Raw genomic sequence first — 25,767 nt, forward strand, 5'->3', positions numbered from 1 at the left:
CTTCCTCCCAATCATAACCCCTTACCGATGGACAACGACGCATAGTAAATATTGACAACCCCTTTTTTAAGCAATTCATATGCGACTGCATCGATTGTACTTCCGGTTGTATAAATATCATCAATAATTACAATCGTATCTAATTTTACATCATTTCTACAGATTTTAAAAGCCTTTTTCAAATTATTTTGCCTTTCACCATCGCTCAGATTCTTCTGGGGCACCGTTTTTTTGCACCTCTTTATCAAATCAGCTCTGGTAGGAATACCGGTTTCCCTGCTAAGCTTCTTTGCCAGCACTTCCGCCTGATTATAGCCCCGCACTCGCATTCTTGAAGAATGGATTGGTACCGGGACAAAGGCTTCCGGCTTCCATATCCGAAGGTAGTCCTCCAAATGCTCTGCCAGTTTCTTCCCGAAAAAGTCCGCATATTCCTGCCGCCCTTTGTATTTGAAGCGGTAAATGGAGGCTGCCATACTCTTGTATTCGAACAGCGCCGTACCGCTCTTATAATAATGCCTCTTTCGCGCACAGTCGTAGCAGTACTCCGCTTCTTCCTCCTGCAAGGGTTTGCCGCATTTGGCGCAGACGGCTCCCTCGATATACCTGATCCTTCCACGGCAGCTTTCACAAATAAACGCATCGGAATATCCGATTAAGCCGTCGCAGACCGGACAATGCCTCGGATAGATAAGATCTGTCAATCTGCCCGTAAAATAATTCATCCGGACAAAATCGCTCTTGCGAGCAAAGTTACTTTTGCGGGCAAAATTATTTTCGTTTCCACTCATACATGCTCCCTTCGCTTTCTCCGGGCAAGGGATCATTTCTGTATTACAGTGAGGATAATTCTTCAATTCTCTCGCACAGGCTCGTATACCTTTTGTTCTGATTCTCATTCGCGATCATTTCGTTTACCGTCTGTCTGCTCCCCAAAATCGTCACACAGTTCTTGGCACGGGTAACCCCAGTGTACAGCAGATTTCGATTAAAGAGCATCTTAGGGCCTGTAAGTAAGGGCATAATTACGGCTGGATATTCGCTTCCCTGCGACTTATGTATCGTTACCGCATAGGCCAGCTCGATTTCATCCAACTGATGAAAGGGGTATGTCACTCTTTTATGCTCGTCGTATTCCACTATTATCTCCTGTGCATAATCGTTGATTTCCTTTATAATGCCTATATCCCCGTTAAAAACACCCATACCTCTATCTATGGGAATATTGTATTTGCTTACAACCTCCCATTCCAGCTGGTAATTGTTTTTAATCTGCATCACCTTGTCTCCCACCCGGTATACCCCTTCTCCGGCTTCATATTCTTCCTTTGATTTATCCGGAGGATTTAAATACTCCTGAAGGATGCCGTTCAGAATCTCTACGCCGAGACTGCCCTTTCTCATGGGCGTTAACACTTGTATATCGTAGGCGCTGGCTCCTACATAGGGCGGCAGCTTTTCGCATATGAGCTGAATCATATGTTTGTAAATTACTCCTACATCGTTTCTTTCCAGAAAGAAAAAATCTTTGCTCTTATTGTTTAGTTCTATCTGCTTCCCCCTGTTGATAGCATGGGCATTGACAACGATATCGCTTTCCTCCGCCTGTCTGAATATCTTCTGCAGCATGACTACCGGTATACATCGGCTGTCGATCAGATCCTTCAATATCTGTCCAGGTCCCACCGAAGGAAGCTGATTGATATCGCCTGCCATAATCAGCCGGGTGCCCGGCATAATTGCCTTGAGCAGCGACTGGAACAAATGAATATCCACCATCGACATCTCATCTACAATAATAACATCCGCCTCCAAAGGATTTTCTTCATTTTTTTCAAATTTTGCTCTTTTGTTTTCTTCTAAAACCGCTCCGCTAAGCTCCAGAAGCCGATGTATGGTCCTCGCCTCATATCCTGTGGTTTCTGTCATACGCTTCGCCGCCCTTCCCGTAGGCGCCGCAAGAAAAATATCCAGGTTCTCCCCTGCGTAATATCTTATAATCGTATTGATCGTTGTAGTTTTTCCTGTTCCGGGACCTCCTGTCAGAATGAGCAAGCCGTTTTTCACACTTTCCAGCACTGCCTTTCTTTGCAGCTCATCCAGTTCGATTCCCTGTTCTTTCTCTATTGCCCTGATGCGGTCGTTGATATTATTCTCCTCCGATGGAAGAAGCCCGTCCTCTGGCGAAATGGATACATTCAGATCATGAATCATCTTAGCGCAATTCAATTCTTCATAATAGTAGGAAGCAGCATATATTTTCCTGCCTTTATCCTCCTCTGGCCGCGGCATTTTTATCACGACCTTTTTGTCCATCGCCAAATTGGCTATCTGGGGCTCAATGGCCGGCTCCTCCACCTCCAACAGCTCGCTGGCCCGTCTTAGCAGTATATCTTCCGGCAAATATACATGACCTTCTGCCGACGACTGGAGAAGCACATAAAGGACAGCACTCCTTATGCGGTAATCAGAATCCGTGTGTATACCTATCTTGTTTGCAATTTCATCTGCAATTTTAAATCCTACCCCCGAAATATCTTCCGCCAGCTTATATGGATTTTCCCTGAGTACACCGTAAACGCTCATTCCATAGGTATTATATATCTTCATAGCAAGTGCGCCTGAAATTCCATACTTTTGCAGAAATACCATAGCCTCTCGCATATCCTTTTTTTCTTCCATCTGAACTGCGATTTCCCGCGCTTTTCTCTCGCTGATACCCTTAATTTCTGCCAGAAGCTCCGGCTCCTCTTCGATGATCCGAAAGGTATCCTCACCAAACATTTTTACGATTCGGGCCGCCAATGCTTCGCCGATTCCTTTGATTGCACCGGAGCCAAGGTATCTCTCCATGCTGATGACATCATCCGGGGCCGCGATCTGATAACTTTCTACTTTGAGCTGTCTGCCGTAGACGGGATGCTCTACATAGTTCCCATCAATCTGAAGAGTCTCGCCCTGGTCTATGGTTCTGAACATGCCTACGCAGATAATTTCCTCCTGCCCGCTCACCATATTCATGACCGTGTAGCCATTTTCGTTGTTCCGGTATATGATATGTTCAACATACCCTTTTACATTTTCCATATATCCAATCTCTCTCCTTTGACACGAAAAAGCATTCGATTGTTGTCTAAATATAGGACAAAAAACACAAAAAGGCTGCTTAAATAAGCAGCCTCATCATTCAATAATCATATAACCTTACAAATCATAATTTCGCTTCATCTGTTCAAAGAGCATCTGTGCAAGACCGAGTCCTTCCTTTTCCGTAGATGTGCTCGCCAATTCCTGCAAAGTGCTATCTTTAAAATAGTCTACCAGTGAATCGTTAGGTGTCGAATCCTCATCCTTAAATACGTCCACTGTTTTCTGCATCTCTTTAAAAATCTGCTCTAAAAAGTAAGACTCGAATTCTTTACATGCCGCCAAAAGCTCTTCATCGGAAGACTGGGAATAATCCTTTGTCTTAATATGAGTATCCAGCTTACTGGAGGCCTGAGAGGATAAATAACTCGTATATGCAGAAGAAATACCGCTTCCAATATCCATTATATAGTACTCCTTTCATCCTCTTAGCGCTTCAAGTTGTTCGCCTGCTGAAGCATTTCATCCGAGGTAGTAATCGCTTTGGAATTCATCTCGTAAGCTCTCTGCGCAACGATAAGGTTTACCATCTCATCCGCCACCTTGACATTAGAGCCTTCTAAGTAGCCCTGAATGACCTTGCTCATAGTAATACCCGTGCTGGTCGCTTCGTTAATCGCGGCCCCGCTGGCACCGGTAACAGCCCAGAGGGAATCTCCTTGTCTTTCCAAGCCTTCGGGATTGCGGAACTGAAAGGTTCCAATCTTAATGCCCAATGATTGTGCGTTGTTATTTATATCAGGATACATAAGCGTTCCATCAGAAGAAATCGTAATCAAGTTCGTCATGAATGAGCTCGCCAGCGCTATGGTTCTGCCTTGTGAATCCAGAACCGGATTTCCATCCGTAGTTGTCAGCATGATTCCGCCGCTGGAAGATAATCCCCATGTAAAATCCCCGTTTCTTGTATAATTAATCTCATCATTTCCATTTCTGACTGCAAAAAATCCGTCGCCTTCAATGGCAAACGAGGTTCCGCTTTCGGAAGCGATAAGACTTCCCTGCGTAAATATCTGATTGATAGAAGAATTACGCACGCCCAAACCTACCTGCGAAGTAACCGGCTTAGGATCTCCGTCTGCCGTAGTCGTCTTCGTCTGCAAGGTTTGATATAATAAACTTTTAAACTGAGATACCTGCGCCTTGTAACCCACCGTATTTACGTTAGCAAGGTTGTTCGCAATCGTATCTACGTTTGTCTGTTGTGCATTCATTCCGGTTGCCGCTGACCATAAACTTCTAACCATTCTTCACCCTCCTACAGCTTTCCGAGCTGATTTACAGCAATTTCCAAGCTGCTGTCGTAAGTCTGAATCACCTTCTGATTCGTTTCATAAGCTCTCGATACATTTATCATATTCGTCATCTCTGTTACCACTGAAATATTGGAGGATTCCAGATAGCCCTGATTCACCTTCGCCGTAGCGTCCTGAAATCTGTAGCCGTCTACCGTCTGGAAATAATTATCTCCAAACTTCTCCAAATAATCATAATCAACAAAGTCACGTATCCTTAAAGTTGCCACAGGAGAATTATCATCTCCCTGCATGATATTGCCCGAAGTATCTACTCTGAAATCGAGAAGAGGATCCAGCTTGATTCGTCCGCCCGTCATGCCCAGGACATAATCGCCGTCATGAGTTACCAGATAGCCTTGTGAATCCATAGCAAAGCTTCCGTCACGAGTATATTTTGTCGAGATATCGCCTTCCTTATCGGTATACTGCACCGTGAAGAATCCTTCTCCCGACAACGCCAGATCGAATGCGTTTTCCGTTCCCTTCACCGGTCCCTGCGAATAATCCGTATAGCCCTCTCCTATCTTAACCCCCAGATTATTTACGCCCAATCCCTTTGCCGTCCCGCGCCCCTCGGACATATCTTTGATCTTGTAAGCGAGCACATCGTCAAAGGCTTGACTGGTGGCTCCTTCTTTCTTATATCCGTTGGTATTCGCATTTGCCAGGTTATTGGTAAGGACGTCCATCCTGTGTTGCTCATTTACCATTCCCGTATAGGCAGTGTATAAACCCTTAACCATATGACTACTCCTTTTACCCTCAGTATATTATTTATTCCCTTTTCCCTTTTATCAACCTATCGAATAATAGATTGCTATCGGATGACAGGTTACCATCACCCAATGAATTAGTCCTCTTTATATCCTGCTAAAAATTCCACATATTTACCGGTTCCGATTGCAACGGCTGTCATAGGATCCTCTGCCGTCATCGTGTTGATTCCCGTCTTAGAGGCTATTAAATCCTCCAATCCGCGAAGCAGGCTTCCACCTCCGGTAAGAACAATGCCTCTGTCCGCGATATCCGCTGCCAATTCCGGCGGCGTCTTCTCCAGCACACTGTGTATCGTCTCCACGATCTGTGCCGTCGTCTCGCGAAGTGCCTCCTCCGTCTCCTCAGAAGAAACCTTTACCGTTCTAGGCAATCCGGTTACGAGGTTACGGCCTCTGACATCCATATAATCCACCTCGGAACGCTTATAAGCAGAACCGATTTTTATCTTCAAATCCTCCGCCGTCCGTTCACCAATCAGCAGATTATGTTTCTTTCTCATATAACGAACGATAGCTTCGTCGAAATCATCTCCTGCTATCTTAATGGAGGCGCTTACTACAGTACCTCCCAAAGAAATAACGGCAATGTCTGAGGTTCCTCCTCCGATATCGACGATCATATTTCCACAAGGCTTGGAAATATCAATTCCCGCCCCAATCGCTGCAGCAATCGGCTCTTCAATAATGGAAACCTCTCTGGCTCCCGCCTGATAAGTCGCATCCTCTACCGCCTTCTTCTCTACCTCGGTCACTCCGCTCGGCACGCACACCGCAATACGGGGCTTACGAAACGTTTTTTTGCCTAGCGCTTTCTGGATAAAATACTTCATCATCTTCTCTGTCACTCTGTAATCCGAGATAACGCCTTGTCTAAGCGGCCTTACTGCTACAATATTTCCGGGGGTCCTGCCGAGCATCAGTCTCGCATCTTCGCCAATCGCCCTTATTTTGTCGGTATCCCTGTCAAAGGCTACCACGGAGGGTTCCTTAAGCACTACGCCCTTCCCTCTGATATATACTAAAATGCTCGCTGTTCCCAAATCAATTCCTATGTCTGTATACTGCATATGTTAAACCCCTTTCTTAGTGTCCTATCTCATGCAAAATCTATCTTCATATTTTCCAAAATATCTTTAAGCCAAACGCACACAGCTATTATACCTTAAAGATTCGGTTTTTCAAAGGGGTTTCACAAAATTTTATAAAAAAATCAGACACAGCAAATGAAAGCGGTTCCTTCCGCCTCACTTGCCGCCTCCATGCTTTTTCCTATTTCTTATGTTATCGGCTGATTTTACCGATTACTTGAGGGATTTTTTATCTTTTTTATATCGTTCCAGCATTTTTTTGATGTAAAATCCGGTATAGGATCTGGGATTTTTTGCCACTTCCTCCGGCGTTCCTTCTGCAATAACAGTTCCTCCCTTGTCTCCGCCCTCCGGTCCGATGTCGATGATGTAGTCCGCCGTTTTTATGACATCCAGATTATGCTCGATGACAACCACCGTGTTTCCGCCGTCGGCCAGCTTGTGCAATATCTCCGTCAGCTTGTGGACATCCGCGAAGTGAAGTCCCGTAGTCGGTTCATCCAATATATAAATCGTCTTTCCTGTACTTCTTTTGCTAAGCTCCGTCGCCAGCTTAATCCTCTGTGCCTCGCCTCCTGATAGGGTGGTGGAGGGCTGCCCCAGCTTCACATAGGACAGACCTACGTCGTTTAAGGTTTCTATCTTCCTTCTAATGGAAGGCACATTTTCAAAGAATCCTACGGCTTCCTCCACTGTCATATCCAGCACATCGTAAATGCTCTTTCCCTTGTACCTCACATCGAGAGTTTCCCTGTTATAACGTTTCCCGCCGCACACCTCACAGGGAACATAAACATCCGGTAAAAAGTGCATCTCGATCTTAATAATCCCATCTCCGCTGCAGGCTTCACATCTTCCGCCCTTTACATTGAAACTGAAACGGCCTTTTTTATATCCCTTCGCTTTCGCATCGGCAGTCGTCGCGAATAAATCGCGAATCTGATCGAATACTCCCGTATACGTGGCCGGATTGGACCGCGGCGTCCTTCCGATTGGAGACTGGTCTATATCGATGACCTTATCCAGCTGTTCGATTCCGTCGATACCCGCATGCTTTCCCGGAATAGCCCGTGCACGGTTCAAATCCCTGGCCAGATGCTTATAGAGAATTTCATTAACAAGGGAACTTTTGCCGGAACCGGACACTCCAGTCACACAGGTCATAACTCCGAGGGGAAATTTTACATCCATCCCCTTCAAATTATTTTCCTGAACTTTGCGTACGGTTAGCTGTCCGGAAGGAACACGACGCTTCTCCGGTATCGGTATCTGTAACTTGCCGCTCAAATACTGTCCGGTTATGGAATCCGGAGTGTTCATAATCTCCTCTGCAGTTCCCTGCGCGATCACCTCACCGCCATGGGAACCGGCTCCCGGTCCGATATCCACAATATAATCTGCCGCCAGCATCGTATCCTCATCGTGCTCAACCACCAGCAAAGTGTTTCCCATATCTTTCAGATTACGCAGCGTATTCAAAAGCTTATCGTTATCCCTTTGATGCAGGCCGATGCTGGGCTCATCCAATATATAGCATACTCCCACCAGTCCGGAGCCAATCTGAGTCGCAAGACGGATTCTCTGTGCCTCGCCGCCGGAAAGAGTTCCCGTAGCTCTGGACAGAGACAGATAATCCAGCCCTACATCGATTAAAAAGCCGACTCTGGCGTTAATCTCCTTCAAAACCTGCTTGCCAATCATTTGCTGTTGTTTGGTAAGCTCCATTTCACTTAGGAATTTATGAAGCTTCCTTATGGAAAAAGAAGTAATCTCATATATATTCTTATCATTGACGGTAACAGCCAAAGCCTCCTCCTTCAACCTCATCCCCTTACATTTCTTACACGGAATGATGTTCATGAAGGTTTCGTACTCCTGTTTGGAGCTCTCGGAACCCGTTTCCCGGTAACGCCGTTCCACATTTCTAACCAGTCCTTCAAAAGCCACCGGATATACTCCCTGCCCTCTCTGTCCCTTATAATACACCTTAACCTCTTTGCCGCCGGTACCATGAATCAATATCTGTTTCACCTTATCGGGATATTCTTCAAAGGGAGTGTCCAAATCGAAATCATACTCTCTGCCAAGTGCCTGAAGAATCGCATTGCTGAAACTGCCCGGATCGTTGCAGGACTGCCAGCCCATTACCGCGATCGCACCCTGATTGATACTTAGCCGCTTATCTGGGATCATCAAATCCACATCGAATTCCATCTTGTATCCCAGTCCAAAGCATTCCGGACAAGCCCCGAAGGGATTGTTAAAGGAAAAGCTTCTAGGCTCTATCTCGCTGACACTCACGCCACAGTCCGGGCAGGAAAAGCTCTGACTGAAGGTCAGCATTTCTCCCTCCAGTACATCCACAAATAGAAGCCCCTCCGCCAGCTCCAATACGTTTTCAATAGAATCCGTTAATCTTCTTTCAATTCCAGGCTTTACTACCAGTCTGTCTACTATCACTTCAATATTATGCTTTATATTTTTATCCAGCTTAATTTCTTCCGACAGCTCGTACATATTACCGTCTACACGAACGCGGACGTATCCGCTCCTCTTCGCCCGCTCGAATACCTTGGTATGCTCGCCTTTACGGCCCCTTACTACCGGAGCCAGCAATTGAATTCTCGTTCCCTCCGGCAGTCCCATAATCTGGTCTGTCATTTGATCCACAGTCTGTTTTTTAATCTCTTTTCCGCAGGAAGGACAGTGGGGAATACCAATCCTCGCATACAAAAGACGGAAATAGTCATAAATCTCCGTTACCGTTCCAACCGTGGAACGGGGATTGCGGTTGGTAGATTTCTGATCGATAGAAATTGCAGGCGACAAGCCTTCTATCTTCTCCACATTAGGCTTCTCCATCTGTCCGAGAAACTGTCTCGCATAAGATGATAAAGACTCCATATAACGCCTCTGCCCCTCCGCATAAATCGTGTCGAACGCCAGAGAAGACTTTCCTGAGCCGGACAGACCGGTCAATACCACCAATTCATTCCTCGGAATATCCACATCGATATTTTTCAGGTTATGTTCGTTCGCCCCCCGTATTTTAATATACTCTCTTCGGGGAAGCATTTTCTTGCTTTCTTTTTCGATACCGCTTTCCATAATAGCCTCCATATTGTGTTACTGTTCACTCCGTTCTCAGTAACCATATCCTTTCCTTCGTTTTCCATGACTTTTCAAATGTCATTCTTCTATCGATGCAAGCTGCTTTTTCAGCTCTACCATCTTGTCACGCAGCTCTGCTGCAGCCTCGAAGTTCAAGTCCGCCGCCGCCTGCTTCATCTTCTTCTGAACATCTCCTATCAGCTTCTCCAGTTCCTGACGGTCCATAGATTCCGGATCCTTCTCGAAACGCAATTCTTCCTTTTCTATTACCTTGGATATGCTGATCAAATCCCTTACCGCCTTCTTGATCGTCTGAGGAGTTATTCCGTGCTCATCATTGTATTTCTTCTGTATTGCACGCCGGCGCTCCGTCTCCGAAAGCGCTGCACGCATAGAGTCCGTAATTTTATCCGCATACATGATTACATGACCTTCAGCATTTCGCGCTGCACGCCCTATCGTCTGTATCAGCGATGTCTCAGAGCGCAGAAATCCCTCCTTATCCGCATCCAGTATGGCCACCAGCGAAATCTCAGGGATATCCAAGCCCTCCCTCAGCAGGTTGATGCCCACCAGTACATCGAAAACATCCAAACGCATATCGCGGATAATCTCTGCGCGTTCCAGAGTATCGATATCGGAATGGAGATATTTCACGCGGATGCCCACTTCCTTCATGTAATCCGTCAAATCTTCCGCCATACGCTTAGTGAGCGTAGTGACTAACACTTTGTGCTTCTTCTCCACCTCTTTGTTCACTTCGGAAACAAGGTCGTCGATCTGTCCTTCCACCGGACGCACGTCCACCTCGGGGTCCAGCAGTCCCGTAGGCCGGATAATCTGCTCCGAACGCAGCAGTTCATGGTCACTCTCGTAATTAGAAGGGGTTGCAGAAACAAACAAAAGCTGGTCGATATGACTCTCAAATTCTTCAAAATTGAGCGGACGGTTGTCCAGTGCAGAGGGCAGGCGAAACCCGTAATCCACCAAGGTATTCTTTCTGGAACGGTCGCCGGCAAACATTCCCCGTATCTGAGGAACCGTCATGTGAGATTCGTCTATAATGATCAGATAATCATCCTTAAAATAGTCCATAAGCGTAAGTGGTGTAGCACCCGGATCCATTCCGTTCAAATGTCTGGAATAGTTCTCGATGCCGGAACAAAAGCCCGTCTCTCTGAGCATTTCGATATCGAAGTTGGTGCGCTCCGAAATCCTCTGGGCCTCTAACAGCTTGTCCTCGCTCTTGAAGTAACGAACTCTTTCCTCCAGCTCCGCTTCGATATTCTTGCAGGCTGCTCCTATCTTTTCCTGAGATACCACATAATGAGACGCCGGGAAAATGGCCACATGCTCCAAAGCCGCATGTACCTGTCCGGTAAGCGGGTCCGTCTCCGCGATACGTTCGATTTCATCACCGAAAAACTCCACCCGAATCAGGTAATCACCACCCTGCGCCGGATAAATCTCCACACTGTCACCCCGCACGCGAAAGCATCCTCTGTCCACATCCATATCGTTCCTGTCGTACTGTATGTCGATTAATTCTCTGATGACCCGGTCTCTGTCCTTTATCATTCCAGGCCTGAGCGATACGATCATCTCCTGATAATCGTCAGGGCTTCCCAAACCATAAATACAGGAAACGCTGGCCACCACCACTACATCCCTTCGTTCCGTCAAAGAAGCTGTCGCCGAAAGGCGCAGCTTATCGATCTCATCGTTTATAGAGGAATCCTTCGCTATATACGTATCGGAAGAGGGGACATAAGCCTCCGGCTGATAATAATCGTAATAAGAGACAAAATATTCCACCGCATTGTCCGGAAAGAACTCTCTGAATTCCCCGTACAACTGCCCCGCCAGCGTCTTATTATGTGCGATGATCAGCGTCGGTTTATTCAAAGCCGTTATAATATTCGCCATTGTAAATGTCTTGCCCGAACCGGTAACTCCAAGCAAGGTCTGAAATTGATTTCCGTTCTTAAAGCCTTCTACCAGTTCGGCAATCGCCTGGGGCTGATCACCGGTAGGAGCATATTCTGATACCAAGTGAAAGTGATCCATAGAATTCTCCTTATCATATCATGATAATTATCATATTTATTACAAATTTTATGCTGCAATGAGCTTTTCCGTATTATACGAAATCTATTCTACCACAAAGAATAATAAAAGTACAGAACAAATTAGAACATTTGTTCTGTACTTTCTACCATTATATTTCTTAAAATTTAATTGGTCACAGCAGCGATCTTCTCCGCGATGATTTCCTTCGCGCGCTCCAACTGGTTATCGTAGCCATTGCTGTAATACTGGTCGCTATCGAACTCACATACCTCATCCGGTTCGATGCCGATTCCGTGAATATTGTTACCCTTCGGTGTAAAATAACTGCTTACTGTGAGCTTAAGAGCCGTTCCATCCGACAGTGAAAGCACTCTCTGCACGATTCCCTTTCCAAATGTGGTAGTTCCCACCAGCTCTCCTATACCATAGTCCTTAATAGCTCCCGCCAATATTTCCGATGCGCTGGCCGAATATCCGTTAACGAGAACGACCAAGGGCAAATCGAACACTTTCGTTCCATCGCCGGAATATTCTGTCCGGTTTCCTTCTCTGTCCTCCGTATATACGATCAAGCCCTTGGGGAGCATTTGTCTGGCGATTTCCGTAACCGTACTTAGGTTGCCGCCCGGATTCGAGCGCAGATCCAACACCAGGCCCTGCATACCCTGCCCCCGCAGAACTGCCATGGCCTCCGTGAACTGGTCTAAGGTAATATCATCGAATTCCGTAATCTGAAGATAGCCGATGCTGCCTGTAAACATTTCATAGTTGACCGTAGGACTCTCTATCTTTCTGCGCTCTATATCGAACTCAAGATAATCGTTTTCACCCTCTCTGTATAAGGTAAGGTGTACCGTCGTTCCTTCGAGTCCCTTGATTTTGCTCACTATCTCCGAAAGCTCCAGCCCCTGCACATCCACATCATCTACCTTATATATGATGTCGCCGTCACGAAGTCCTGCTTCCTGTGCCGGCGTGCTGTCTATCACTCCGCTGATCTGCGCCAGTCCGGTATCAGTATTCATGCCTACATAGGCGCCTATGCCGTAATAGATGCCCTCCGTCTCCTCCATCAGCCGCTGAACATCCTCCTGCGTATAATAAGTGGAATACGGGTCGCCCAAAGATCCCACTACGCCCTCGTACATTCCGTCAATCATCTTCTGTACATCGACATCCTCTTTGTAATAATAAGTGCCTATGGCATCCTCAATGGCGCGCAGCTTCGACATCGTGAGGTCGCTTACGATTTCCTCCGGAGCCGCCATTTCCGCACTTGCAACCTCGCTGGCCTCTTTTAATTGATACGTCGTATAAATCTGCTTCACCGTGAATATACAGCTCGCAATTAAGAGGCTGAGAAGCACTCCTGTAAAGATTCCGCCGAAAAAACCGCCTTTTCCGGTTTTCTCCTGAAGATTATTGTTATTTTTCTTATCGTTCTCCGGGCTATTCTTATATTCCTCAGAATTATTGTTTAAATTATATTTCATTACTATCATCTCCAATTATTTACTCAAGTAGTTCCAAGGTGAAACATAACTTCCGTTTAAACGTACGCTGAAATGGAGATGGTTGCCTGTCGAACGACCTGTCGAACCCACCGCAGCAATATTTTGTCCCTTTGTTACAAAATCGCCTTTTGAAACATAAAGCGCAGATGCATGCATATAAATCGTATACAACCCATCACCATGATCGATCATAATATAATTACCCATGGATCCGCTGTAATCCGAAGCTACTACATTTCCATCGTATGCGGCTACAATCGGCGAGCCCCCAGGAGCCGCCATATCCACACCGTTGTGAAACTGCTCTACTCCTAGTATTGGATGTATACGGGTGCCGTAATCGTCGCTGATTCTTGTATAGGACGGCGCAGGCCAGCTAAAAATACCTCCGTCGTACCTCAGGTTATTTTCTTCAGCCAGCTTCGCCTTTTCTTCGGCAACCGCCTTCTCCAGCGCTGCTATAGTCTCGTTCTGTTCCGCAATATCGGCTTCATATTCTGCGATTGCAGCCTCTTTATTCGTTATATCGGTAGAAACTTCGGTAATCGTCCTTTCCTTTTCGTCTATCAGCTCTCCTAAGGAAGCTTCTTCCTGCTCAACTCCCGATCTGGCTTCCTCCAGATAGGCTCTGTCTTCCTCAAGCTGCTCCTTATATAACTCAATCATCTTTCGCGTTGCTACATATTCATCCAGCATCTTTCTGTCATAAGAGGAGAGCATTTCGATATACTCAGCCTTATTCAACATTTCACCGAAGCTGGAAGAAGAAAAAATCAGCTCCATGTATAGATTATCGCCCTTTTCATACATGAACTTAATCCTTTTTTTCATCGCGTCGTATTGATTTTCCTGATCCTCCACCGCCACTTCCAGTTCCTGCTCCGTTACTGAAATTTCTTCTTCCTTTTCTGCTATCTTATCCTTTAAATCGGCAATCTTTTCCTGAATAGTCTTAAGCTGTCCGTCGAGCTGGGTCACATAAGCGGTCAGATCATTCTTTGAGGCTTCAAGCTCTTCTTTTATCTTCTTAACATCTGTAAGATTCGACTGCAGCTTATTTTTCAATTCCCGCGCATTTTCTATTTCTTCTTCCTTCTGCTTGATACTGTCGTTCGTAAGCCCGGAAGCCTGAGCGTCAATCGAAGCCGGAATAAAGAGAAACGCCGCCTGAACGATGACAGGAATGCAAAGCACAGCGCACAGAATCTTCCTCCATTGTTTCATATGCAATATTCCCTATACTCTTAAGTGCTTTCTGACAGTTACGATACTTCCAAGGAAACCGATTCCAACTCCCATAGCGATGGATACGGGTGCTAATGTATTGAAAATCGTCTCTACAGGTAAAAAGCTCAAAAGTTGTGCTAACATGGAAAATCTCTCCGATACATAAAGGATGACATTGTTATATATGAAGTAAATCAGCCCCAATGGCACCAGAGAACCTATTACCCCTATTAGTATTCCCTCGATAACGAACGGAGACCTGACGAAAAAGTCCGTCGCCCCTATATATTTCATAATATTGATCTCTTCCTTACGCACGGAAATTCCTATCGTTACCGTATTGCTTATGAGGAATATGGATACTGCGAAAAGAATACCGATAATACCGATAGAAACATAGGCAATCAAGGCGTTTACCCCACTTAAGGTAGTCGCCGTGATTTCCGACTTATTGATTCTTCTTATATCATCAATGGATTCCAGATAAGTGACCAGAGCCGGCTGCAGGGAAACATCGTTTAAGTAAATCTCATAGTGCGCGGAATCTGCCAGCGGATTTTCCGTGAAACCGTCCGCATATTCTCCTAAGTAATCCTCTTTAAAGCTTTCCCAAGCTTCCTGTGCTGAAACGAACTTTACCTCTGAAACCTCCACCCTTTTCGCGATCATATCGCCGATTTCACTGATTCTCGTATCATTTACCCCTTCATCGAAGAAAACGGTAACAGACACACCCTCCTCTGCCGTCTTTACAATATGTTGGAAATTCGTAATAATCGCATAGAACAAACCGAACAGAAACAAGCATGCGCCTATTGTGGCGATAGAAGCGAGGGAAAACCACTTATTTCTTATAATATTGCGGAATCCCTGTCCGATAGTATAAAAAAATGTACTAATTCTCATCGATATAACCACCTTTTTCCTCATCGCTTACAACAATACCGCGTTTCATTGTAACGACTCTTCTCTGCATGGAATTCACAATTTCTCTATTGTGTGTTACCACCAGAACCGTTGTGCCATTTTCATTGATCTGCTCCAGGAGCTTCATGATTTCCCACGAATTCTTAGGATCCAGATTACCGGTAGGCTCATCGGCGAGCAATATGGTGGGTCTATTGACCAACGCTCTGGCGAGAGCAACCCTTTGCTGTTCACCTCCGGAAAGCTGCCTCGGCTTCGCCTTATACTTTCCCGCGAGCCCTACCATAGACAGAACGCTCGGTACATTTCGTTTTATTTCTTTATTGGACACTTGAATGATACGCTGTGCAAAGGCTACGTTCTCATATACGTTCCTATCCTTCAAAAGCCGGAAATCTTGAAACACGATTCCAAGATTTCTTCTGAACTTCGGAATCTTACGGTGTCTGATTTTCACCAGATCATATCCCATGACGCTGATATTCCCTGAAGTCGGCGTCAATTCCCGAAGAAGAAGCTTGATTAAGGTCGATTTGCCGGAACCGCTGTCGCCTACGATAAATACGAACTCTCCTTTATTAATATGTAGGCTGACGCCGTTTAATGCCGGCGCTCCCGTAGCATATGCCTTGCTGACATTTTCGAGAGTAATGATTTCATTCCCCAGATCAGCCTGCTTTTTCCCTCTTCGTCTCTTTCTTTCTTTCTCAGCCAAAGTTATTCACCCCTAATTGTTTTATCCTTTTTGTCTCTTTCTGATAATAGCTTAGCCGTTTTTGTTACTGTTCACTCCGTTCTCAGTAACGCATGATTTCTGCAATTAAATTCGCTTAGCGAAGCAGAAATCATCTCTTGCATCACCTTCTTACGCAGCTTAACAGCAAGTGTCAAGCTACTGTGTGAACAGTAACCCGTTTTTATCAATATTCAAAAGTTTCCATATACTTCATATACTTTACAACCATAAGCGCAATCTTAAAAGTAATCGCATCTTCGAACACTCTGAGGTCCAGGCCGGTGCTTTTCTGCAATTTATCCAGTCTGTATACGAGTGTGTTTCTATGAATGAACAGCTGTCTTGAAGTCTCCGATACATTTAAACTGTTCTCAAAAAATTTGTTGATCGTCGTAAGGGTCTCTTCATCAAAATCATCCGGGCTCTTTCCACCGAAAATTTCCTTTATGAACATTTTGCAGAGCGGTATGGGAAGCTGATAGATCAAACGGCCTATTCCCAGCTCACTGTAAGCGACGATATCCCTTTCATCAAAGAATATCTTTCCGACATCCAGCGCCATCTTCGCTTCCTTATAGGAACGGCTCACTTCTTTAATCTCATTAACCGTGGTTCCATAAGAAATACGAATGTTCTTCATGCCCTCTTTCAAAAGATAGGCCTCTGCGTTCCGGGCAGTCTTATCGATTTCCTTGCTGCTGTCTCCTTCCGAAAGGTCCTTTACTACTATAACATTATTTTCATCCACTGCGGTAATGAAATCTTTGCTATTATTTCCATAATATGTCCGCATGAGCTCTAAAACGTTGCTGTCTTTCCCATTCTCCGTCTCTATGATCATGACGACCCTTTTTCCGTCCGTCTGTATATGCAGCTTTTTCGCGCGACTGTAAATATCTACCAAAAGCAGATTATCGAGCAGCAGATTCTTGATAAAGTTGTCCTTATCAAAGCGTTCCTTATACGCAATCAAAAGACCCTGAATCTGAAAGGCCACCATCTTTCCGACCATGTACACATCCTCGCCTGCTCCGCCGGCAATCAATATATACTCTAATTGCAACTCGTCAAATATCTTGAAATATTGGTATCCCTGTATCTCCTGGGAATCTGCAGCAGAACCCACGAACTCTACTGCTGCCGCAGAACAGCTCTCCATCCCTGCCACAGTGGATGCTACCTCCTTACCGTCTACATCCATTACACACAACTCTACTCTGGCGATCGCCTTAAGGCCCTCAATTGTATTTTGTAATATTTGATTTGAAATCATTTCCCCGCTCCTTCTCCTTCTTTTTTCCTAACCTTATATGCAATTTATACAATGCACATTTTGATAAAAAATCTGTTTTTCCTATACCCAATTTTCATTTTAATTCAAAACTACAAAAAAATCTACACTATTTCTTCAAAACTTTGTGTATTTTTTATGTATTCTGAGAAACCGTACAGATTTTATCCAATGTACAACTTCCACAACGTTTTTCTGCGGCGGCTTTCATGCCGGCTGCAACACTAAAAAGGCAGATTTGAAACTTATTCTCATTTCAAATCTGCTTACTGATTCTTTTCATTTTCTCCGTTATATCTGTTCATCCGATCGTGGAACATCTTCTTGTAGATTCGGCTCATTGCTTTCTTCTGAAAAGATTCATGGCGCTCGCCCAGCTTCATGTCCTTGGAAATTCCCAGCCATACCTCAGCGTTGATATACGGCTTCGCTTCCAGCATCCATTGCTCCTGCCTGCTTCCTGCCATTCGCGAAATAATTACGGAAGGGGCAATATCGTTAATATCGTTAACGACTTCCTCCACATTTTCCGCATCCTCTTTTATGATCTGATAGCCTCTGACTGCGATGCCCCGCTGAAAATCCTTCAACTCATCTCTCAGCTTCTGCGCATCCTCTTCCGAATCGGATAGCAAATATATCGTTTTCCCTCCGCGCACGATTCTTCTCAAAAATTCCTTTAAAAAAACGAGATTCTCCACTTCATACGAACGGCTCTTGGATTCTATCTTCGCCACTCTCAGAATATCGGACTCCCCGCACAGGGTCATATCCATGGATTCAATTCTCTCTTTTTCATTTTCATCTTTTCCCGCCAATATAAGCATCGGTGTCGTAACGTATAAAATCGTATTAAGAGCGCCGTTTTCTAAAAAACCGTCCAGCAAAAACAGCGACTCCTTGAGAGAATAATCGGTAAGCGTAACCCCTAAAATATCCATTTTTTGCATACTTTCACCATCATTTCCCCATATGGTCGAACTAAATATTCCCCTAAACAATCTTAAAAACCTTCCCCCGACTTGTCAAGTATATCAAAAATATGGTATACTTGCAATATAATGATTCGAATTATAAAAATTCAATTTAAGGGAGGTAATAAATATGGATATTCCTGCATTATCAATGGCGCTCGCCCAGACACAGACTATATCGGACGTAGGTATTACCATGCTCTCGAAATCATTGGACAGCATGGAGACTGGCGGTGACGCGATGATAGATATGATGAATTCCTCTATGGAATTGTCTGTAAATCCTGCCATCGGTTCTAACATAGATTTATATATATAGAAGCTTATAGCATAAAACATAAGCGTGCAGCTACACAGCCACTTTTCATGTAGCAGGAGCACTTTTCTATTACGATTAGGGTGTCAAAAGGTCCTTTATAAATACATTCTGGTCAATATGACCAAAACAAAAAGAACGACTGCGCCTATGTAAATATTTAGAAGTTCTTTCTCTGGATATTTGAGCCATAACAGAAAACAAAACTGTTTGAGCGCAGCGAGTTTTTTGTTTTCTGGTATGTTTGGCGCTAATAGACTGAGAATTAGAACTTCTTATATATTGGAATTCGGCGCAGGAATCTTTTTGTTTTGAGCATATTGCCTAGAGACGTTCGCAAAAGGACCTTTTGACACCCTAATCCTATTACATGATAAAACGCACATCTTCGTAGGTGTGCGTTTTTTATACGAAATCAATGTGAATTAAGAATCAATAAAGAATAAAATCGAGAGCCATGTAGGAAAACGCCGATACTACAGCGATCAAAAGCGGTACAGTTACCATTGTATTGCCGGTTTTATTCTTTCTGGTTCTCCAGATATCCCTAAGGTTCTCTTCCCGATGTTCATTTTTGGCAATCCAGGCCAGAACGCAGGCTGCCAAGGTAGTAGTAATTGCAGCGATAATCAGATAACCACTGATGGCTGCCAGCATTATATCCGTTGTAATCTGCGACTGAGCTTCATCCAAACCGCCCATTCCAAAGGAATCGTACAGGTACATGATACATACCTGCTGGGAGTTGAATATGACATGAAATAAAACGGAGCTCCACAAGCTTCCCGTAGCTTCTACCAAAGCCACCAGAATCATGCCAATTATCAAAGCATATGCGGCCTGATTGAAATTCATATGCATAAGGGCGAACAGGCAGGCAGATAAAAAAAGGGCCTGTAACACTGTTCCTGATTTCTTGTAGCCCTGATATATAATCCCTCTGAATACCAGTTCCTCGCTGAACGGTCCGATGATTCCTATAATGAGAAGCATAACAAAAAAGGGGATCTCTAAGATATCCCCACTAATTGCCACCACCGTATTGTCCACGAATAGCATGGAAACCGCATTGATTACGGTAGTTAAAGGCATAGCCAGAAAAGTAAAAAGAATGATCATAAGCACCGAGGATATTTTAATCCTCCGAAAGCCTACAAGTTTAATCAGGTTCTCCCCGGAAATCAGGAGTCCGATAAGAGCAGGCACCAATACGATCAATTGACTGATTATGAAATTAGGTACAATTGTCAGTGTATAAAACGGACTTAAAACTCCCAACAGAACCACAGCACCAACATGAAGCAGGATAACTGCCAGGAAAATCCGGTTTACCTTTTTACTATTCATTCGCTATCCTAATTCTCCATCATAAAGTTAACTAATTTCGTAATGTCTTCCGGCTCATAGGCAATAAGCTCAAGCTCTGCAATCGTTCCGTCGGAAAAAATATTCGCCATGGATACGTACTGGGAAAGCTTGGACTTAAGGTTCAGTCTGTCTCCCTCGCCCGTCACTAATTCTACCTTGCCTACACAGCTGTCAATTACTTTAAAAAACTTATCGATATCTCTGATATTCTGTACTTTCATTTCATTCTCCTTTCCAAATTGAAGCCTTAGCTTCCATTACTAATCGCATTTTTATTTACACCATGATTATACTGATTTCGGTGTGAATATGCAAGACAATTATCAATGAATAAAAAACTGTTACTGTTCACTCCGTTCTCCGAAACGCATGATTTCTGCATTTGAATTCGCTTCGCGAAGCAGAAATCATCTCTTGCATCACGTTCTTACGCAGCTTAGCAGCAAGTGCTAAGCTACTGTGTGAACAATAACACAAAAGTTTCATTTCCCAGCTTTTCTTATACTGCCGCCATCTATAATCACTTTCCCTTCCTTCAGCAGACGACCCACTGCCCTCTTGAATTCATTCTTACTCATCTGCATTTCCTGCCTGATGGTTTCGGGATCTGCCTTATCATTAAACGGAAGAGTTCCTCCATAGCTTTCTATAATTTCCATTATTTTATCCGCATCGGTACCAATTTGAAGATATGCCTTCTCTCTCAGACTCAGATCCAGTTTTCCATCCTCCTTGACGCCTACCACCCGGGCCTGAATCATATCCCCTTCCCTAATGTCTCCGTACATCTCCTTCTTAGAAATAAGGCCGGAATATTTATCGTCTACTGCTACAAAGGCCCCAAACTCTCTGCTGATTTCATAAACGCGCCCGGTCACCCTGTCGTCTTTCTTATAAGGGCTGTCTGTGTCCAAGTAAGGATATACCTTCATCGTAGCACATAATCTATTGCTCTTATCAGTATACAGCGCAGCCAGACACTCTTCCCCTTCCTTCACCGGCCATGTCTGCTCTTTGAAAGGAAGCAGCAATTGTTTTTCCAGTCCCCAATCCAAAAAAGCGCCGATTTTCGCAACCTGCGCAACCTTAAGAAGAGCGGTCCTTCCAAGCGTGAGCGCCGCCTCCTTAGTAGTGGCGATCAAACGGTCGCTGGAATCTCTATATATGAATACACGTATTACATCTCCCACCTGCGTTCCTTCCGGAACCTGCTTTTCGGGAAGGAGCACCTTTTCATCGGCATCTCCTGCATCTTCAGCAAGATATACGCCGAACTCCACTTTTTTTACAACGATTAAATTCTGCACTTCTCCTAATTTTATCATACAATACCCATATTCCTTTCAAACTCTGCAACACAGTATGCCTGTCCCTCTTCGTTATTAAGCGAAATTAAACAAATATTATCTGCAGGCATATAAACCTCCGGCACGATAACGTCTCCCAAAAGCGCCTGCTTTTTATATTCTGCCCGCATCTGCCTTATGGCGAAGCCTTCCGGCAAATATTCCATGGCAATGCGGATATATTGCCCATTATTCACGTGATGGTTGGTATCCAGGTGATGCTGTCTCACCTCTACCTTCTCCCGCCTCTCCCCTTCTATTTGAGGAAGGGCGATCTTGCGCGGCGCATAATCCATCTCAAGCTTTTCTTCCAGCACATATACCGCATTCAGCTCATCAGGAACTTTCGCCGGGCGCATATGTTCCATATCCATTAAAGTCCAAACAGTGTTCGCATAGGCCAGGCGTTCTCCGTTCTCCTCTTCCATCAGAAAATTACGCCATCCGATAAATCCTTTGAAATCATACGGAGCCGTTCCTATCAACACCCTTTCTCCAAGAGCAGGATACCTTTCAACGACTATCTGCCAAGCCGACATTACCCAAGCCAGATGCCTTTCCTGAAGAAATTTAAACCCTACCCCTATATCCTCAGAATGAAAAGTTGAACAATCCTGAAAATAATCCAGCAGCGATTCTAAGGATAATTTTCCTTCTCTGTCCAATTCACTGTATCGTATACGTCCTGCAAATCTATACATTTATAGCCCTGCTCCTTCCAAAGTCCAAAGACCTTTCTCTCCTTATATCAACGCTCCAATTATATCACAGCCCATCTCGTAATTGCAAACAATTCACCGTGTTGAGAAAGCCTTTATTTTTTCATATTAAGGGTATTAAAGCATAGAATATAATAAGCCGTTATGGTCAATATGACAATTTCCGGCACCTGATAACCTTATTCTTTGCGAGGAGCTTTCCATGGAAAAAATTCTGGATGAAGATTATTACGACCTAATGATAGATAATATACTCCTTCCCAGTTATGATACCGGCAATAACGTTACTAATATAAACGAGAGACATTCCCTGCTGCATGTGCTTGCAAGGCAGGTGAATATCTGTGACCTGGGAGCAAATCCTTATCATCGCTTTCCCTCCCTTTTCACTTTGACTGCATCCATCCGTCCCCAGGTATCCGGGGTTAATCAGATACAGCGCAATCCGGCTCTCGCACTCTACGGAACCGGCGTGATCGTCGGAATCATAGATACGGGAATCGATTATCGGCATCCTGCCTTCAGAAACAACGACGGCAGTACGCGAATCGTTTCCATATGGGACCAGACAATACAGACCGGTACTCCTCCGGAGACGTTTTCTTACGGCTCCGAATACAGCCGGGAATTGATCAATCTCGCCCTTATATCTGCGGAGCCTTTGTCCGTTGTACCTTCCGAGGACACTAACGGACACGGAACAGCAATTGCAAGCATCATCGCAGGCAAAGGGGATTCCGCTCAGAGTTTCACCGGAGTTGCTACCGAAGCAGAATATGTAGTGGTGAAGTTAAAAGAAGCCAAATCGAATCTACGCCAAATCTCCTTCGTTCCCGAAAACGCTATTTGTTATCAGGAATCGGATGTCATGTTAGGCGCCCGCTATTTATTATCCGCAGCTCGTAAGCTCAACCGTCCTCTTGCCATATGCGTCGCCCTCGGTACCAGCCAGGGAGGTCATGACGAACACGGCGCGACTACCGGTTATTTGGACTATCTCACTCACCGCCCTCAAATCTGCGTTTCTATCTCTGCAGGAAACGAGGGAAACAACGGCAGACATTATTACGGCAACATCGCCGTTCCTACTAATGACACTCTGTTCGAGTTGAAGGTGGGCAGTGCCGATAAATTATTTGCCATGGAAATCTGGCCTTATGCGCCCAGCCGTCTCACCATTGAGGTTACTTCACCCAGCGGGGAATCCACACCTTTGGTTTATCCGGGCATCAATACCTGTGAAAGATTCAATTTCGTATACAACCAGGGCACGTTATGGATAAACAATATTACCTTTGAAGAGGAGACCGGAGAGCAGCTCATACTACTGCGCTTCCAAAACCCTTTTGCCGGTATATGGAACTTTAAGCTGCAAAATTTGGAAAACGAAAGCTTTTCTTTTCATTCATGGCTTCCCTCGGGTGATTTGATTTCCAGGGAGACTTATTTCCTGCAATCAAATCCAGACACTACCATCACTTCTCCCGGCAACGCCATACGCCCTCTGACGGTAACCGCATATAACCAGTCAAATGACAGTATATGGATAGATTCCGGAAGAGGTTATACACGTACCAACCAGGTAAAACCCGATGTGGCCGCACCCGGTTTTGAGCTTCCTTGTGCGGTTCCCGGAGGACGTTATGCCACCTTAACCGGTACCGGAGCCGCCACTGCCTATGCTTCCGGTATCACCGCCATGCTCTTGGAATGGGCTGTAGTGCGCGGAAACTATACCTCGATTACGGGCACCGATATCAACAGTCTTATAACACGCGGCGCATATAGGCAGCCTAACACAACTTATCCGAACAATATATGGGGCTATGGGCAAATCGATATCAATGGTGTCTTCGAGAGGCTCGCCAACTTATAAGCTTCAATCAATAAGAAAACAATATGAGCCTGCGGCAAAGGGCTTGCAGGGCACAAGAAAGGCATGGTAAGGGCAATGGAAAAGATTCTCGATGAGAACTACTATGATTTGATTATAGATAATGTAATGGTCCCCTATTACGACATCGGCAATAATATCACATACTTGAACGACCGGCATTCCCTTCTGCACGTTTTAGCAGGCCAAATAGACCCCTGCGATCTCGGAGCAAATGCGTATCACCGTTTCCCCTCCATATACATATTGACCTCGCAGATCAGCCTGGAAAAATCAGGTATCATCCAGGTTCAAAGCAACCCTGCGCTGGCGTTATATGGAACCGGGGCTATTGTCGGAATCATAGACACCGGTATTGACTATCGCCATTCAGCATTCAAGCACAATGACGGTACTACCAGAATACTTTCCATATGGGATCAGACCATTCAGTCGGGAACACCACCTGAAGATATGCTCTATGGCTCGGAGTACCCGAGGGAATTGATCAATATCGCCCTTCGTTCCGCGGATCCTCTATCCATCGTCCCTACTGTGGATGAGGATGGACACGGCACCGCAATAGCGAGCATAGCCGCCGGGAAACCCGACGAATCCCAAGGCTTCAGCGGCGTGGCACCGGAAGCAGAACTCGTCGTCGTGAAACTTAAACCAGCCAAATATAATTTACGGCAAGTTTCTTTCGTTCCCGATGATATTTTGTGCTATCAGGAGTCGGATATGATTCTGGCAGCCCGCTATATATTATCTGTCGCACAGCGGCTGAACCGGCCCGTAGTTATGTGCATCGCATTGGGCAGCAGCGACGGAAGCCACGACGGACAGGGCGCCGCAAGCAGCTATTTCGATTATATTACACGTCTTTCTCAGGTATGTATTGCCATTTCGGCAGGAAATGAAGGCAATAGCAACAGGCATTATTACGGCAATACGACACAGACACCCTACCAATCGGAATTCGAACTGAGAGTGGGAAGTCAGGACAGATTATTCTCGATGGAAATCTGGCCTTATGCACCCAGCCGTCTTTCCATAGAAATAATCTCTCCCAGCGGCGAATCCACTTCACTTGTTTATCCGAGAATCAACACTTGTGAAAGGTTCAACTTCGTATTCAATCAAGGTATCATTTGGGTAAATAACATCAGCTTTGAAGAAGAGACCGGAGAGCAGTTGATATTGCTGCGCTTTGAAAATCCAATTTCAGGAATTTGGCGTTTTCAAGTATTTAATTTAGAGAATGAGCCCTTTTCATTTCACTCATGGCTGCCCGCCGGAAATATAATTTCCTCGGAAACATACTTTCTTCAGTCGAACCCCGACACTACCATACTCTCGCCCGGCAACGCCATACACGCGCTTACGGTAACCGCATATAATCAGGATAATGACAGTATATTGATCGATTCCAGCAGAGGATACAGCCGCATCGGCCTGCCAAAGCCGAACCTGGCCGCTCCCGGTTTTAATTTGACCTGCGCCCTTCCCGACAATCGATACGGATCGCTGACCGGTACCGGAGCGGCTACCGCACACACCACAGGTATCATTGCTCTCCTTTTTGAGTGGGCTGTGTCAAGAGGAAATTATACATCCATTACAGGAGTGGATATCAACCAGCTTCTGATCAGAGGCGCATCCCGCAGCCCCACTACCTCTTATCCCAACAATATTTGGGGATACGGGCAGGTTAATATCAATGGGGTGTTTGAACGGCTGGCTATATTTTAGATAAGGAATCCCGATCTGTTTTTATGTAATAGGAGCACTCCCCTGCTAAATAAAAAAACAGCCGAATCATTCGATTGAGTTTCTTAACAGGGCTACAAGGATTCGAACCTTGGGATGACGGAATCAGAATCCGTTATGTTATCTCTGGATATGATGTAACGCCGGGGAAGTCTGGCAAGTGACCATACCTTTTGGCCCTCTTGCAGAGAGCCTGCCGTCTCATAGGTAACCCTT

21 protein-coding genes and 1 tRNA gene are annotated in these 25,767 nt (G+C 45.1%); 3 read left to right on the top strand and 19 right to left on the bottom strand.

The window, feature by feature from the left end; translation table 11 throughout:
• Positions 1-11 precede the first annotated feature (11 nt).
• From V6984_RS19025 to V6984_RS19090, 14 genes are all read right to left on the bottom strand, one after another.
• On the bottom strand, positions 12-899 hold the full coding sequence (locus tag V6984_RS19025; protein WP_342757175.1) for a ComF family protein: 888 nt from the start codon (positions 897-899) through the stop codon (positions 12-14).
• Positions 835-3,087 carry an SF1B family DNA helicase RecD2 gene (gene recD2 / locus V6984_RS19030; protein WP_342757176.1) on the bottom strand — a complete coding sequence of 751 codons (2,253 nt, stop codon included), beginning with the start codon at positions 3,085-3,087 and terminating at the stop codon, positions 835-837. Before recD2 ends, V6984_RS19025 begins: the two co-directional genes overlap by 65 nt.
• A 117-nt stretch (positions 3,088-3,204) precedes the next feature.
• Complete coding sequence (locus V6984_RS19035; protein WP_342757177.1) at positions 3,205-3,552, bottom strand: rod-binding protein; 348 nt, start codon at positions 3,550-3,552, stop codon at positions 3,205-3,207.
• A 23-nt stretch (positions 3,553-3,575) separates the two neighbouring features.
• On the bottom strand, positions 3,576-4,394 hold the full coding sequence (locus tag V6984_RS19040) for a flagellar hook-basal body protein (protein WP_342757178.1): 819 nt from the start codon (positions 4,392-4,394) through the stop codon (positions 3,576-3,578).
• An 11-nt stretch (positions 4,395-4,405) separates the two neighbouring features.
• On the bottom strand, positions 4,406-5,188 hold the full coding sequence (locus tag V6984_RS19045) for a flagellar hook-basal body protein (RefSeq protein ID WP_342757179.1): 783 nt from the start codon (positions 5,186-5,188) through the stop codon (positions 4,406-4,408).
• Positions 5,189-5,295: 107 nt separating this feature from the next.
• Entirely contained in the window at positions 5,296-6,288 is a 993-nt protein-coding gene (locus V6984_RS19050; protein WP_342757180.1) for a rod shape-determining protein, read from the bottom strand.
• Positions 6,289-6,522: 234 nt separating this feature from the next.
• Positions 6,523-9,417: an excinuclease ABC subunit UvrA gene (gene uvrA / locus V6984_RS19055; protein ID WP_342757181.1), complete on the bottom strand. Its 2,895-nt coding sequence runs from the start codon at positions 9,415-9,417 to the stop codon at positions 6,523-6,525.
• A gap of 81 nt (positions 9,418-9,498) precedes the next feature.
• The gene (uvrB, locus tag V6984_RS19060; protein ID WP_342757182.1) at positions 9,499-11,487 is read right to left on the bottom strand and encodes an excinuclease ABC subunit UvrB; all 1,989 of its coding nucleotides are present in this window, start codon (positions 11,485-11,487) and stop codon (positions 9,499-9,501) included.
• Positions 11,488-11,654: 167 nt separating this feature from the next.
• A complete protein-coding gene (locus V6984_RS19065; RefSeq protein ID WP_342757183.1) occupies positions 11,655-12,983 on the bottom strand; it encodes a S41 family peptidase in 1,329 nt (442 codons plus the stop codon).
• Between the two features lie 15 nt (positions 12,984-12,998).
• Positions 12,999-14,228: a murein hydrolase activator EnvC family protein gene (locus tag V6984_RS19070; protein WP_342757184.1), complete on the bottom strand. Its 1,230-nt coding sequence runs from the start codon at positions 14,226-14,228 to the stop codon at positions 12,999-13,001.
• A 12-nt stretch (positions 14,229-14,240) separates the two neighbouring features.
• Entirely contained in the window at positions 14,241-15,137 is an 897-nt protein-coding gene (ftsX, locus tag V6984_RS19075; RefSeq protein WP_342757185.1) for a permease-like cell division protein FtsX, read from the bottom strand.
• A complete protein-coding gene (ftsE, locus tag V6984_RS19080; RefSeq protein WP_342760053.1) occupies positions 15,127-15,813 on the bottom strand; it encodes a cell division ATP-binding protein FtsE in 687 nt (228 codons plus the stop codon). The genes ftsX and ftsE overlap by 11 nt, the downstream gene beginning before the upstream one ends.
• Before the next feature lie 265 nt (positions 15,814-16,078).
• Positions 16,079-17,167 carry a PucR family transcriptional regulator gene (locus V6984_RS19085; protein WP_342757186.1) on the bottom strand — a complete coding sequence of 363 codons (1,089 nt, stop codon included), beginning with the start codon at positions 17,165-17,167 and terminating at the stop codon, positions 16,079-16,081.
• Positions 17,168-17,451: 284 nt separating this feature from the next.
• Positions 17,452-18,126 carry a WecB/TagA/CpsF family glycosyltransferase gene (locus V6984_RS19090; protein ID WP_342757187.1) on the bottom strand — a complete coding sequence of 225 codons (675 nt, stop codon included), beginning with the start codon at positions 18,124-18,126 and terminating at the stop codon, positions 17,452-17,454.
• Positions 18,127-18,289: 163 nt separating this feature from the next.
• Between V6984_RS19090 and V6984_RS19095 the strand changes: the two genes are divergently transcribed.
• On the top strand, positions 18,290-18,478 hold the full coding sequence (locus V6984_RS19095; RefSeq protein ID WP_342757188.1) for a YjfB family protein: 189 nt from the start codon (positions 18,290-18,292) through the stop codon (positions 18,476-18,478).
• 429 nt (positions 18,479-18,907) lie between these two features.
• Here the strand turns inward: V6984_RS19095 and V6984_RS19100 are convergent, their stop codons facing one another.
• From V6984_RS19100 to V6984_RS19115, 4 genes are all read right to left on the bottom strand, one after another.
• Positions 18,908-19,822, bottom strand: a complete 915-nt coding sequence (locus V6984_RS19100; RefSeq protein WP_342757189.1) for a type II CAAX endopeptidase family protein — start codon at positions 19,820-19,822, stop codon at positions 18,908-18,910.
• Positions 19,823-19,830: 8 nt separating this feature from the next.
• Positions 19,831-20,064, bottom strand: coding sequence for a polya polymerase (locus tag V6984_RS19105; protein ID WP_342757190.1), 234 nt, complete (start codon positions 20,062-20,064; stop codon positions 19,831-19,833).
• 261 nt (positions 20,065-20,325) lie between these two features.
• Positions 20,326-21,168 carry a CvfB family protein gene (locus tag V6984_RS19110; RefSeq protein WP_342757191.1) on the bottom strand — a complete coding sequence of 281 codons (843 nt, stop codon included), beginning with the start codon at positions 21,166-21,168 and terminating at the stop codon, positions 20,326-20,328.
• The gene (locus V6984_RS19115; protein ID WP_342757192.1) at positions 21,165-21,890 is read right to left on the bottom strand and encodes an acyl-[acyl-carrier-protein] thioesterase; all 726 of its coding nucleotides are present in this window, start codon (positions 21,888-21,890) and stop codon (positions 21,165-21,167) included. Before V6984_RS19115 ends, V6984_RS19110 begins: the two co-directional genes overlap by 4 nt.
• A gap of 220 nt (positions 21,891-22,110) precedes the next feature.
• Here V6984_RS19115 and V6984_RS19120 point away from each other — a divergent pair, with 220 nt between their 5' ends.
• Together V6984_RS19120 and V6984_RS19125 are read left to right on the top strand one after the other, a co-directional pair.
• Positions 22,111-23,784 carry a S8 family peptidase gene (locus tag V6984_RS19120; RefSeq protein WP_342757193.1) on the top strand — a complete coding sequence of 558 codons (1,674 nt, stop codon included), beginning with the start codon at positions 22,111-22,113 and terminating at the stop codon, positions 23,782-23,784.
• 63 nt (positions 23,785-23,847) lie between these two features.
• Positions 23,848-25,533: a S8 family peptidase gene (locus V6984_RS19125; protein WP_342757194.1), complete on the top strand. Its 1,686-nt coding sequence runs from the start codon at positions 23,848-23,850 to the stop codon at positions 25,531-25,533.
• Positions 25,534-25,620: 87 nt separating this feature from the next.
• Here the strand turns inward: V6984_RS19125 and V6984_RS19130 are convergent.
• Positions 25,621-25,732, bottom strand: a tRNA-Gln gene (locus tag V6984_RS19130).
• Positions 25,733-25,767 lie beyond the last annotated feature (35 nt).

The organism is Kineothrix sp. IPX-CK (assembly GCF_039134705.1).
Taxonomy (GTDB): Bacteria; Bacillota; Clostridia; order Lachnospirales; family Lachnospiraceae; genus Kineothrix; species Kineothrix sedimenti.